Origin of the sequence: Rhizobium sp. Leaf321 (genome assembly GCF_001423215.1) — a bacterium.
GTDB lineage: Bacteria > Pseudomonadota > Alphaproteobacteria > Rhizobiales > Rhizobiaceae > Neorhizobium > Neorhizobium soli.
The window spans coordinates 238,328-251,681 of the sequence record NZ_LMOF01000005.1 but is presented as its reverse complement, the minus strand read 5'-3'; the positions used below and the strand labels follow the sequence as shown (position 1 = coordinate 251,681).

Genomic DNA, 13,354 nt, shown 5'->3' with positions numbered 1-13,354 from the left:
TAATCCCCTCTACACTTCCCTGGGCGAGGGGAGATTCCGTGTCTTCAAACTGGGTGTTTTCATTGTTGACGCGACTGTCGGCTCGTTCGTCGTCGCAGTCGGTTTTGATCCTGCTGACCGGAACCGGTCTTGCAATATTAGGGCTCGTTGTTCTCGCAGCCATTTGGGCTGGAAGTGAAAGCGACTCTGCGGCGCGCGACAGGCAACGAGAGCTGGTTGACGGCAGGCTGCAAAATCAGGTCGACCGCGTTGCACAGGATATGCAACTGCTGGCGGAAGGCTATGCTTCATTCTTATCGCCCGGCTCTTCGGACAGCGGCACGGAGATATCCAGAAGCGCGTCGATCCAGACGTTTGGTCGGATCGCCACATCCGTCTTTGGCTACAGCGCCGTTTTTCTGATTTCGCCCGACGGAGAACTCGCACTCCAGCCTGACCCCGATAGCGTGCGTCGTTTCAAATGGGTTCGTCCCGTCCTTTGGCCAATGATCTCGGCCGTAACAAAAGGCCTGAAAACCGATGGGCAGCACGCTCCCGCTCCCCAAAAGAATCAGGTGGAGTTGCTCCGGCTGGAAGGCAGGCCCTCGATTGCGGGCATCGTTCCGGTGGTTCATCAGGTGCAAGATGATCCGGGTAAGGTGAAGGCGGCATACTATCTGATCGCCATCCGGTTCCTGGACGGCCCGACGCTCGATATGTTGAGCAGGGAGCAGGGTCTCGCGGGGGCACGTTATGCTCGCACAGCGGATTACGAACCGGGTGAGGTCGCGTTCCAGGTGGCGTCCACCCGCACGGCAGAGCCCATCGGATTTATCGTCTGGAAACCGGATCTGCCTGGTTCTCGCGTTATCGCGCGTCTCCTGCCCTTCCTGTCTGCCGCCGGACTTGTCGTCACCATCTTGTTTTCCGCCCTGCTGCTGCGCCTGCGCTATAGCCTGAAACAACTCGCTGCGAGCGAGACCCATGCGCGGCATCTTTCCCATCACGACGTGCTGACCGGTCTTCCCAACCGCGCTTTGTTTGCGACAAGACTTGAGCAATGTCTTACCGAACTCGGGACACAAGACCGCGAGACTGTCGTCGCGCTGATCGACCTCGACCGGTTTAAGCAGGTCAACGACGTCTACGGCCATCTCGCTGGCGACGAGCTGTTGCGTATCGCCGTAGAGCGGATGAAGTCGCTTCTTCGGCCTGGTGACACGCTTGCGCGTTTCGGCGGCGACGAGTTTGCCCTCCTCATCCCCTCTCTCGGCCACAACCGAAGCATCATCGGTTTGTGCAACGAGATCATGGTGCGCATCAGCGACCCGTTTCATCTTGTGAACGGTACTGTCGTTGTCTCTATCGGCGGCTCCATCGGATACACGGCCCCTGAGGGCGCGTTTACCACTGCCCGGGAACTCCTTCGTCGGGCAGACGTCGCACTCTACGATGCCAAGGAAAGTGGCCGCGGCCGCGCGGCAGAATACAATAGTTCGCTGGACACCCGCGCAAACGAACGCACCGAACTGCGGAACGAACTGCGCATCATGCTCGAAAGAGATGAAGGTCCGGGTGACACGCAAGGGGTGATGCGCGACAACAGGGTAGGTCATCTGGAAGTTTTTGCTCAAGGCGTCCATCAGGCAGACAGGTCAGGTGATGTTACAGGTGCGGAAGCTCTTGTCCGATGGCGCCACCCGACAAGGGGGCTTCTGTCGCCTGACAAGTTTATTCCGATTGCTGAAGAAGCCGGGATGATCAACCAGCTCGGCCGATGGGTCTTGCTCACGGCGGCCGCCGCTGCCGCGTCCTGGCCGGCTCATCTCTCGATTGCCGTCAACGTCTCCCCGTCACAAATCGGACAGCGCAACTTTGCCCAGATGGTTCTGTCGATTCTGAGAGATTGCGGGCTTTCGCCGGATCGCTTGGAGCTTGAAGTAACAGAGGCTGCCATTTTCAACCTCGACGAAGGCGCGGCCGAGAACCTGAACCTACTCAGGTCACGCGGGGTGAGAATTGCGCTCGACGATTTCGGCACCGGCTTTTCGTCGCTGAGCCATTTGATCGACCTCAAAATCGACCGCGTAAAGATTGACAGGTCCTTCGTCCAATTGCTGGGCTGCAAGGCAGAAGGTGCCGCCATCGTCTCCGCTATCGCCAGTCTGAGCCGGACATTGGGCAAGGCAACAACGGCCGAGGGTGTCGAAACCGAGGAGCAGAGGGAGTTCCTGATCGCAGCGGGATGCGACGAGCTGCAAGGTTACCTTTTCTCGCGACCCATACCGATCGAGGCCTTCGGCCACCAGGTGCGGCCGAGCCAAATACGCCTCTCGTTATAAACGGAACACGAACGGTGGCAGAATTCCATCGGTCGTTTCGGATCTGCCACAACTCTCGACAGTCGATGACGTCTTGCCTACAACGGATCAGGTCGTATGTTGTCTTGCTAACGTTACGGCGCGCGAAACAACTCCTGAGGAGGAAAGCTGGAATGAATTTCTTCCCGAGGGTGGCTTTGGTGGCCGTCGTCTTGCAGTTGGGTCTCGGTCATGCGCGGGCAGACCGTCCTGATCTGGATCAGTCGGTGATGGTGTTCGGTGGCGCTATGGTCGATGAGAATATGCTCGACGCTGCCAACGTGTTCGGTTCTGACTACGAAGATAACGCGTTGATTGGGCTGGGTTACCAGGTGTTCCCATACCAGTTCGGGACGTTCAGCTTCGGCCTGGAGGCGGGTCTTTCTGGTCGGTTCGGCCAGAGCACGAGCGGCGAGGTGTGGGGCGGTGTCGTGGGCCGACATGACGGCGTCAAGCTTGGTCCTGTGCGTGTCGCGCCATCGTTCACGTTCGGCCTCAGCCATGTCACCAAAAGCCAGAAAGGTCGGGAGCGGGATCACGAGCAGGAACGGGACGGCAACGCCCGCACCCTGTTCTACCTTGGGCCTGAGCTGAGCCTTTCGAGCGACAAGCTCCCGAACACGGAAGTGTTCTGGCGGCTCCACCATCGCTCAGGCGCATGGGGAACGCTGGGCGACATGCACGGCGGCTCGAACGCCAATGTCGTAGGGGTCCGGTACAAGTTCTGACAAAAAAGGTCCGTATCAGGCTCAGCCTGATCGCATGGCCTGACGTTGGAAATGTCGATCGGCAGATGCCGGCGGCAGATCACACTGACTTTGGGAACAGTGGAGTCACATTCGTGGTTGCATTCCCGGTGGCGGGTTGGAGCTTGTTTGCGGTCGCCTTATCGAGGCCGTGCAGAATCTTGGCCAGCCCTTCCGCCTGACGATAGTAGTCCGGTTTTTCAGGAAGGGTCAGGTCGAACTCGCTGCTGATCCGAGCAATCAGATCCATCGCTCTTGCAGCAAGCCGGGCGTAACCCTCAATGCGGCGCTCGAAAAAGCCGTCATGCGCGGGTTTCGACAAATCGAGGCTTTCGAGAGCGTTCTCGTGGTTGCTAACACGGTTTGAAAACCACAATATCTCTTCGCCAAGATCCGCCCCGAAAAGTTGCCAGTCCGCGTCGTCAGGAAGGATCAGCACTGGTTCGGGAAGATGGAACGCGAACTCCTCCTGGTCCATAGGATTGAACTCAGGCCGGTCATGGACGGCTGCATAGGCGGCCCCAACGTAGTCATCGAGCGCCAGCATCGTTCGCATTGCAAGGCTGCGCGCGTTCCGGTTTGTCTGTCCCGGACGGACGAGAACGCCGAGTTTGTGGATGGACCGACTGGCGGATCCCAGAGCAAAGCTACCAGCGCCAATCAGCGCTCCCAACGTCATGGAACCTTGCGTTGTGCCGAAGAAATCAATCACCGAGTACCTCGTTAAGTAAGCCCGTCGTGGAGTCGACTGAAGAGTAAAAACCGGAATCGTTCCAAGTGACAGTCTGCACCGAAGCGTGCAGAAAACAAACGTTACCGTTCCAGTTTGATGAGATTTTCAAGATGGAGCGGGCTTTACCGGCAATAGATGTGATGCCGAGCAGCCGTGTTCAAGTCTGCGGGCGATGCCCATCCTTCAGCGCGGGGCCTACGTCATAGAGGTTCTCCATGTCTTCTGGACGAGGCATTGTCACGAGAAACAGGCTTCGTCGCCGGCAACAAGAACCGCGTCCATGCGTTATCGTCGCAACGGTCTCATGGTAACTGCGAATAGATCGATAATGGAGACGACGATGGTGGCGGGTGTATTTGACGTTACGCAACTCAACTTGATCAGAGACGCGCACCTCGACTGGTGCGCCGTTAACACCGTTGAGCCGACCAGCGTGTTGGGGGAGGAAGCGGTTGCCTATCTGTTGAGGGCATATGGCGCTGGCTGCGACAGCCCCCAAGAGATGATCGCGTCCCTTGATCGTCACATCAGCGAACGGGCGAGCCACGTACAGCTGGGATCGCCTGCTATACCATCATCCGGCGACGGACGTTGAGACCAGCGGCTGAGGCAACGCTGCCCGGCGACCGACCACGCAATCTCGTGCGTAAGTCTTAGACGATCGTTCGAGCGTCGATCACAAGGCTTTGCCTTCCAAGCGGGCGCGCAGTGTCGCGTTTTCGGCTTCCAGCTGGTGCAGTCTTTGACGAAGGGGTACTACCGCTTCCTCGACCTGCTGCTCGGTATAGCGCGGGATGATGTGTTGTGGGCAGTTCCAGTCGTAAGCCTCGAGCCGAAGCTTGAATAACCGCTCAGGCCTGCCTTTGTAGGTGGGATCGGAGACCAGATCTGTAAGAGCTTGATCGGCATCGAGCGTTAGCCGCTCGACATGCGCGTAGATTTTGAGCCGGGCTCGTCGGACGTAGTCCATAAGGAACAGGCAGGCCCGGTCGTTGGCTGCGAAATTTCCTGCACTGATGTACTGGCGGTTACCTCGATAATCGGCAAATGCCATGGTTCGATGATCGACGACCTTCAAAAAACCAGCTCTCCCTCCACGGTGTTGAACGTATGGCCACCCGGTTTCAGACACCGATGCCATGTAGAAGCTGTCGCGCGAGGCGATGAAGGCGATTTCGTTTTGCGTGAATGTATCTGAGGGGCGGTCGTGGTTGCCCAACCATATTTGATCCGCACCCATATCCACCTGTGCGGCTCTGACGCTCGGCGTCACGGCGACTTCCAGGAAATGATACGGCACGTGAACCCCCATATTCAGGCGGGCCCGCATGGTGACCGGACGGTGCGGCGCCGCGGATCGGACTATAGCTCGACCAAATCAAAGATTGGAATGCTCATTCTTCCGGCCGGTGGACATTCCGGCCGCAGTTGATCGGGATCACACTCTTCGGTTCGTCTCTATCGATGCACGCTTTCTCCCGTCAAATTGTTGCTGTCCGATCTCCTACCGCACAACAGTGAAAACCGAGACTTCCTCGCTCTTGCCTTTGACGAGGATGCGGCCGAGCTCCCTCACACCGCTCGTGTCGGCCAGGCTGGCCGCCGTCCCTGCCCCGATCAATAGGGAGACGCCGAGGTTCTTGGATTCCCCCTCGAGACGTGCTGCCAGATTGACGGCATCGCCGAGCGCGGAATAGTCAAAGCGCCGGGTCGAACCCATGTTGCCCACGACGCAATCACCCGTGTTGATGCCGATGCCGATACGCAGCTCGTGATGCGTTCGACCGGCGATCTCCGCCTCACGCGCGAGCTCGGCGTTCAGGCTCTCCATTGAAGCGAGCATTGAGAGCGCGGCTGAAACCGCGTGATCGGCATGGTGGGGATCGTCGAGCGGCGCATTCCAGAATGCCATCAGGCAGTCGCCGATATATTTGTCGATCGTTCCCCCATGGGAGAGCACGATATCCGAAAGCGGCGTCAACAGCCGGTTTATCAGCTCGGTGAGGTGTTGAGGGTCATCCTTCAGCTGTTCGGCGATTGTGGTGAACCCGCGGACATCGCAGAAAAGGACGCTCAGCTTCTTCTTCTCGCCGCCAAGCTTCAAACGGGTCGGATCGCTGGCCAATTGAGAAACAAGGTCAGGCGATAGGTACTGAGCGAACGCTTGCGTGATCTGGCGACGGCCCGCCCGCTCCTTCGCGTAATCGAGCCCCGCCTGCGCAGCGCTCAGGCTGAGCATCGCCAATGCGGGCGAGACCGGAGACACAAACTCCCTCCCGAACCGCAACGCGGCGTATGCTCCACCTAGCATCACGACAAGCGCGACACTGTTGTACAACACGGTTTTCCAACCCGTATCCTTGCGGACCAGCAGCGCCCCGATGACGACCGCACCAAACAGCAGAAGTTGACGCAGTGCCTGGTCAGCTTCTGTAACGGAAGATCCCAGTCTGATGTTGTCGACGATCGTCGCCTGGATTTCAGCGCCGGCCGTCAGGTGACCGGTGTGGACGGTGTAGGGTGTTGCATAAGCGTCCGCTCCGCCCTTCTCCACCGTCGCTGCGGTTTGAAGGCTTAGACCGACCAGAACGATCCTATCCTTGAAAAACCCTTCGGGCAGGAACCGCTCCGGCTCGAGCGCCTGGTAATAGGAAACTGTCGGGTATGTGCGGGCTGGCCCGTAAACCTGAAGCAGTTTGTTCGGCACTCCCACAGGAATTTCGAAACCTGCAGCAGTCGCAACCGTGGCGGCGAAGCCATCGTCATAGGGTGGCAGACGACGCAGAACGCCGTCGCGATCAAGCGTAATCGAGGCAATGCCCGTCAAGGCATAGGCGTCACTGAACATTTGCAGCGGCAGCACCCGCACGAACTGATCCGCCTGCGCGGACGTCACAAGCGTTTCGTCACCGGCGAGCACGACGTCTGGTCCAAGCGCTGCGGCAAGGGCGGCGTCGTCTTCCGGATTGGACGGCTCCGCGAAGATGATGTCCATACCGATCGTCCTGGCACCGGCCGCGCGCAACGCCGTGATCAGTCTGGCATGCAGGCCTCGTGGCCACGGCCACTGGCTCTGGATTTCGGCGAGAGAGGGTTCGTCGATCGCAACGACGATCGGGCTGTCCGAGGCAAGCGGCAAAGGGTTGAGGGTCGAGAGATAGTCGAACGCACGGTTGTCGAGCAGCGACCAAGCTGGAAGCTGAGCGATCAACGTCAATGCGACGTAGATTATCAGTGACAGCGCCGTGAGCTTTAGCTGCCGAGACCGGAGCATGGGCCCGCCGCGGGCATTCGACCGACTACCTGACATCTAGAAACGAACCTTCAACGTACCCTTGAAGGATCTTCCCCAGGCGGGAACGCCGGCGTCGACTTCGAACTCTTCGTCGAGCAGATTGAAAGCCTCCAGTTCCAGCGCCATCCGCTTGTCGAGAGGCTCCCAGGTCAGCTTGCTGTCGAGGGTCCAGTAGTCACCAAGGCCAGTCCCGGCACTGCCTATCCGCTCGCCAATGTAGTTGGCGGCCAGCGAAACCTGGACATTGGCCGGATTGACATAGGTGAGCGCCAGCTGGCCTGCCCATTCCGGGATGAACGGCAAGGATGAGCCGGCGGGCAGGCTGCCGCCTTTTTCTTCCGAATCCGCGTAGGCGATCGTGGACGAGAGACCGAAGCCGTGCCCTAAGAGAAGATTGCCTGTCAGACTCGCCCTATCGATGCGTCCCTCGCTGGTGGTGAAGGGAACGGCTGTCAGTGGAACTGCGATCTGCATGTCGCGCACGTCCTGGTGCTGGAACTCCGCAGCCGTGAAGAACCGGTCTGTCCACTCGGCATCCCACCGAAGTGCGACCGTATCGGCACGTCCTTCGGGTGCAACATCGAAAGCATTCGGCTGCAGGCCGACGACAGAGACCGGCGACAGCGTCGGCGTCGACAGATCCGTGCTGCTGCGCATCACGGCAGCGCGGAGCCACTGTCCCTCGACCGGTGACCAGGCAAGGCCGAGACGCGGCTCTAGGCGAACACCGTCAGATGCGTCGTTGCTGAGGTAGTTACCGAATACGGCGTACTCAGCCTTCAAGTTTGACTGGATCTCGTGGAGCAGATCGACATAAACGCTTGCGACGCTCGTGCAATCCGAGCTGCTGACGGTCCTAGCACCCCCGTTAAGAAGGTCTTCTAACGTCTGTGACTGGGATTCGGAGATCCAGCCTCCTTCAACACCATAGCGCCAAGTCAGATCACCCGCATTGAACGTATGGCTGGCTGCGGCAATATAAGCATTTTCTTCAAACTCATCGCTTTCCCGCGCGAATGGAAGGGTCGGGAACGGAGGTCCAAAGTCGATCTCGCTGTACCGGGTGTCATTGCGCCTTGTCCCGCTGTACAGAATGGCCGCGTTCATGACATTCTCGTAGGCGAATGTGTGGCTCCAGCCTAAGCCGCCGTTGCGGCTTCTCCCGACGATCTCATTCCTCACAAGGGGGAAGGCTCCAGAGCTTGTCACCTCTTGGTCGAAGGTGCTCTTGGCGTCGTTGTAATAGAGAACGATGCGGTCGTAATAGGTCGGACTGGTGGTCAGGAAGACATTGCCGCCGAGCACCTCCAGCTCTGTCCCGATATCCGTGATCAAGCCGGCATCGCGGGCGTCGAGTGACTTCTGCCATTCGAAATTGGCATAGTAGCTCGTCGGGTTCGGGATGTTCGTATAGCCCTGAATCTCTGCCTCGCCCGTCCCGCCGGTGCCTCCGCCCGCCGCAGTGAAGCCACCTCCGACAGATACTTCGAAGAACGGCCGGGTGAGAATGTCAAACCCGCGACTGGGAGACGAGATCAGTGTCGGCTCCAGCAGGAGCCCCTGAAGCGTTGATGAAAAGAATTGCCCGTTCGGGGCATTGTTGATGACATCCTCACCATAGAGGTAGCTGTTCGCGAAAGGGTTGACGCTGCCACGGATGCTTTCATCGATATAGGCAGCACCGGAAAATGGATCGAAGACGGCATCGCTGTAGAATTCGCCCCAGGCGTTCAGGCCTTGAAAGCGGAACGCACTGTTGAGAATCGAACCCGCCTGCTGGTTTGCGCCCAGCGACGTGTACTCTCCACCGCGCGCTCGCGCACGCAGGACGTAGTCTCGCGCATGTTGGATCGCACCCGGCGCATCATACTCCGAAATGGCCACCGAGGCCCGAACCGCCGAGATGACGGGATCGTTGTTATCCAGTCTATCGGCATTGTCGATCGCCTGTTCTGCAGCGACACGGTCCCCTTTCTGGTAGTAGGCCGCGCCAAGAACAATTTGCCCCTGGGCATCCGCCGGATTGGAAACAGTGCCTGCGAGCAGGTCTTCGACCGCCTTGTCGGGCTCGCCTGTCTGGAGATAGTAGCGACCTCTCGCAATCAGAACCTGATCCAGCGCCGGATCCGCAGCCATGGCGAGATCGATCTCGCGCTTCGCCTCCTTCACCCGGTTTGTGTCCAGATAGAAGATCGCCAGATTCGAGTGCGATATAGGATCGATCGGATCCAACTCGATCGCCTTTCGAAGCGCTGCCTCTGCCTCTCGATTGGCACCTCTGGTCGAGTGGATGTCGGCGATCGCATTCCAGGTGGTGCTGCTTCCAGGCGTTACCTTCAGAACCTCGTAGAGATCTGCCAGCGCTCCGTCGTTATCGCCCTGGAACCCTGCCTTGAAATGAGATCGCGCCTCCAGCGCAGTGGGCTCATGCGGATCGAGAGACAGTGAGCGGTTTATCGCCTCCTCCGCCTGCTTGCGGTCATTCAACAACAGTGCGATCCAGCCGCGATAGGCCGGAAGCGAGGGGTCGGAAGGGTACTGTCGCTCCGCTTCGCGAAGAGCCTCGATCGACGCGTTCAGGTCCTTCAGGAAACCGACCGCATAGGCCCGCAGAAATGCGGCTTCCGGTCCCCCATTGCTCGGTGGCGGCGGCTCGACACGGCTTGGATCTGCCAGCGACCGTGCGTAATAGCCACCCCAAAGCGCGATCGCTCTCCTGCGCGGATCGAGGCGGTGAGAGACCTGCACGAAAAGGGCCGCCGCTTCGCCGTATCGTGCTTGGTTGGCTGCGATGATGGCCTTGATCAGGATCAGCCGGTCCCGTTGGGTTGATGATAACTGCGTGCGCTCCAGCGCACCAAGCATCTCCATTGTCTTTGCCGGGCCTTCAAGCGACAACTGCGCTTCCGCCAGATCGACCAGGTCGGCGGTCGAACGCTTCTCAGGTGGAATCGCCAGAATCCGATCCGCATTTCGGCGCATGTCTGCAAATGGGACCGCTGCTGGCGGCATACGCTCGAACGCTTCTCGCGGCGGAAGGTAGAACAGCATTTGTTCGCGGTCATCGGACTCGACGATAACCACCTTGCGAGGCGCCTGACCCAAGGTGGCTGCTGCCGCCTCGCCCGCACGCACGTCGACCATGCCTTGTGGATTGGCGAGTTGCACGACCCCGTCGAGGACCGTCAGCGACGTGTCGTTGCCGCTGACCGTCATGGTCCAGTCGGTCCCTCGAATAGCGGCAGCCGCTGCGGCCGTCTGGACCTGTACGCCGGGCCCTCCGCGCTCGGCCCGGGCCCAGATCGTTCCTGACTGAAGCTGCAACACCGTGTCGGAACTCGTCTCGCTGGTGATCTGCTTCACGACCATCGAGGTGTTGCGGCCGAGCCTGACCTGGGTACGGTCCGAGAAAACGATGGCGAGCTGGCCGACCTCGTTCGTGCGCAGGATATCGCCGCTCATCAGGTCCTGTTTGAGATCGACGGACTGCCAGTCGGACACGTCAATAAAGCGGACTTCCTCGCCGGTCTTGCGTGCGATGACGGCCCCAGCTGCAGTACCTGAGCGCGGAACGGGCTCCGCACCCGCAGGCTCAAGTGCAGCCGATAACAGAACAGCCGTCGTCATCGACAGCACTGTTGCTGCCTTAAAAAGTTTCACTCTACAATCCGGCATCCCCCGCCGCTCCACTCTTAAGCAACTAAGTGTCGTAGTCGCCCTAGCAAGACTATTGAATAGCCGCCAGAGTCTTATTAGAGAGGATACTTTGTAAGCGGAGAATTTTCACGTGAGTGACTTTGATAGCGCACCTACGGAGATGCTTGACCTGACCATGGCGAGCGGTGAGGTGACGGAGGAGTACATAAACCACATCCGGAAGATCAACGACGTCTTCTATGATCAGATCAAGATAGCCGACCAAAAGGCCGCCTATATCTTCACGTTCATGCTGGCTTTCTTGATCTCTTCTGCGGAAGGGCGAAGTGTGTTCGATTGGGCGCTCTATGCAAAGGCAGACATTCCGGAGGCATTGCTTCGCGCGATACTGGCCTGCGCGTCAGTCTTTTCAATCATTTGCGCAATCCTGGTTGTCCTCCCCCGCAACATCCCCCGCTCGACGTCTCTCTTCTGGGGCACCTGGCCGCATCATCGCCCGCTGTTCGAGCTCGCTGCGGCGAACCGCGATGTCTCTTACCTGTTCAACGAATATCTCGATAACGCCGACATCCTGTCGCTGATCTCGCGCCGTAAGTACAAGTGCGTGTCGTTCGCCTTCCGCGGACTGGTCCTGACCGTCCTCGCCTATGTCATTCTCCTGCTGGCGACGCAGAACATCCGCTAATCACGCCATCTTGAGGCGATGAGCAATACTCAACCCCGGTCCTGTTCATCGTCACATCGGCAAGGCTGCGGCACCCACCAAGCGACCGCGGAATCGGCCTTTCGAAAGAGGTCGATCCCTTCCGTTTCTGACGTCGATTTGGATCAGGTGTGATCGCCGCTATGCCACATCGTGTTTGTATCGATCTCGGACCGATGCGAGGGAAAGTCCTCGCCGCGGTAGCTGATCAGCAGCTTGAACAGGTCGCTGCGCAGCCTTTTGCGGGGTTTGAGACGGTGCTCGATCTGCCGCGTCAATGCGGCCTGCGTGACCGATAGAGCTTCGACAGAGGTTCCTTCGGCGATGATGACAACATTGACCGTATCAGGGTCGGTCGCTTCATCCTGCTCGAAAACCTCGTACACCTGGTTGGGCTCGGCGAGTGCGACCTGGAAGCCCGTTATGCGGGTTTGGGTCATCAGCTGGCGAAGAATTTCTTCCATCGTCGGTATTGATGCATGGGCCTTTCCGCTTTCGACAGAATAGGCCTGCACGAGTGTTGCGCCTCCGATACCGCTTCCAGCTTTCACAGCGATCTCGCCTGGGATCCGCAGCACGCTCGAAAAATGCTGCCGCATTTTCTGAGACCAGGGCGTCGGATTTCGCACAAGATCGAGATAGGACGGCTGCTCGATCACCGCGAGACTTTCAAGCTCGTAGAGGGTGAAATAGCTCTCTTTTCCGGCTGCCGAAACGTATCGGCTGGCGGCACGCATGCCGGCGACCGTCAATCGCTCCGGGACATGCTCGAATGTGTGCCAGGCTTCGTATTCCTCCGCCATGGCGGCGGGATAATCGTTCCAGAGCGCGAGAATGGCGGGGCTCATCAGGGCTCTCCCATGCGAAGGACGACCTTGGATGCGATACGGTCCTGCGCGGCCTGGAAACCCGTTAGCGCGTCCGACAGTGGGAGCGTGTGCGAAATCAGCTGTCGCATCAGCGGCTGATTGGCGTCAAGAAAGGCAATGACGCCGTCCCAGTCGGCAGCAGGTGCCCGGTAGGAGCCGCGGATCTGCTGATGCATGCGCACGACGGATGTGAGGTCAATTTCGGCTGGCCGAGGGTGGATGCCGACAACGGTGAAGATCCCTCGCTTCTTGAGATACGGGAGCGTGGCGCTGACGAGCGCGGGTACGCCGGCCGCCTCGATGATCGCGTCGAACGGCGCAAGGTCCGCCAGGGCGCCCGCCATGTCTGTCTTCGCCGTATCGATCAGTTGCTCGAAACCCGCCGCGCGGAGGGAATCCAGCCGCGGCCCGTCATCGCGGCCGATCACTACGACCCTGGCACCTATCGCCCGTGCCATGATGGCGATGCCCTGTCCGATGAAACCCGGACCGATCACCAGAATTGTTTGACCCGGCTGGACCTCCGCAGTCGCGACCGCCTCGGCGCAGACAGTCATCGGTTCTGTCAAAGCCGCGACATCCATGTCGAGACTGTCGGGAAGGACGTGGCAGTTATCGTAGGGCACACAAACAAACCCTGCGAATGCGCCGTTGCGGCCGATGCCGATCCCTTTGCGCGCCGTGCAATTGTCTTCGTCGCCGCGAAGGCAGGCATCGCAACGGCCGCAGGTGGTAGAGGGTCTTGCGGTCACGCGGGTGCCGATAATCGTTTCCGACAAAGCCTCCCCTACCCGTTCGATCGTGCCCGCAAACTCGTGGCCAAGGGTGACGGGCATGGCGCGCTCCATCGACTCGTAGCCCGGCGTCCACTCCGCGATGTGCAGGTCTGTTCCGCAGATGCCCGCCGAATGGACGCGGACCAGAACGTCGCGCGGAGCAAGAGCTTCCGGCACGCCGATCTCGCGAAACTCCACGCCTTTGGCGGGCCGGACCTTTTGCAATGCCAGCATGG

General features: G+C 59.4%; 9 protein-coding genes. 3 read left to right on the top strand and 6 right to left on the bottom strand.

The annotated features are described in order from the left end of the window. The first annotated feature begins 104 nt into the window (after nt 1–104). Both ASF70_RS04825 and ASF70_RS04820 read left to right on the top strand, forming a co-directional pair. Complete coding sequence (locus tag ASF70_RS04825) at nt 105–2,321, top strand: EAL domain-containing protein (RefSeq protein ID WP_244473962.1); 2,217 nt, start codon at nt 105–107, stop codon at nt 2,319–2,321. A 152-nt stretch (nt 2,322–2,473) separates the two neighbouring features. Beyond that, on the top strand, nt 2,474–3,067 hold the full coding sequence (locus ASF70_RS04820; RefSeq protein WP_062577891.1) for a hypothetical protein: 594 nt from the start codon (nt 2,474–2,476) through the stop codon (nt 3,065–3,067). 79 nt (nt 3,068–3,146) lie between these two features. Here the strand turns inward: ASF70_RS04820 and ASF70_RS04815 are convergent, their stop codons facing one another. The 4 genes from ASF70_RS04815 to ASF70_RS04795 form a co-directional block, all read right to left on the bottom strand. Then, nucleotides 3,147–3,797, bottom strand: coding sequence for a hypothetical protein (locus ASF70_RS04815; protein ID WP_156461766.1), 651 nt, complete (start codon nt 3,795–3,797; stop codon nt 3,147–3,149). Between the two features lie 697 nt (nt 3,798–4,494). Beyond that, nucleotides 4,495–5,118 (bottom strand): pyridoxamine 5'-phosphate oxidase family protein, encoded by a 624-nt coding sequence (locus tag ASF70_RS04805; RefSeq protein ID WP_062578398.1) that lies wholly within the window; start codon nt 5,116–5,118, stop codon nt 4,495–4,497. Nucleotides 5,119–5,322: 204 nt separating this feature from the next. Continuing rightward, nucleotides 5,323–7,035: an adenylate/guanylate cyclase domain-containing protein gene (locus ASF70_RS04800; RefSeq protein ID WP_280136584.1), complete on the bottom strand. Its 1,713-nt coding sequence runs from the start codon at nt 7,033–7,035 to the stop codon at nt 5,323–5,325. 93 nt (nt 7,036–7,128) lie between these two features. Then, complete coding sequence (locus tag ASF70_RS04795) at nt 7,129–10,773, bottom strand: FecR domain-containing protein (RefSeq protein ID WP_244473961.1); 3,645 nt, start codon at nt 10,771–10,773, stop codon at nt 7,129–7,131. A gap of 127 nt (nt 10,774–10,900) precedes the next feature. Between ASF70_RS04795 and ASF70_RS04790 the strand changes: the two genes are divergently transcribed. After that, nucleotides 10,901–11,455 carry a Pycsar system effector family protein gene (locus tag ASF70_RS04790; protein WP_062459905.1) on the top strand — a complete coding sequence of 185 codons (555 nt, stop codon included), beginning with the start codon at nt 10,901–10,903 and terminating at the stop codon, nt 11,453–11,455. A gap of 143 nt (nt 11,456–11,598) precedes the next feature. On the opposite strand, the gene ASF70_RS04785 is transcribed toward ASF70_RS04790, so the two are convergent. After that, complete coding sequence (locus ASF70_RS04785) at nt 11,599–12,321, bottom strand: hypothetical protein (RefSeq protein ID WP_062577883.1); 723 nt, start codon at nt 12,319–12,321, stop codon at nt 11,599–11,601. Beyond that, a complete protein-coding gene (locus ASF70_RS04780) occupies nt 12,321–13,352 on the bottom strand; it encodes an alcohol dehydrogenase catalytic domain-containing protein (RefSeq protein WP_062577881.1) in 1,032 nt (343 codons plus the stop codon). The genes ASF70_RS04785 and ASF70_RS04780 overlap by 1 nt, the downstream gene beginning before the upstream one ends. Nucleotides 13,353–13,354: the final 2 nt, after the last annotated feature.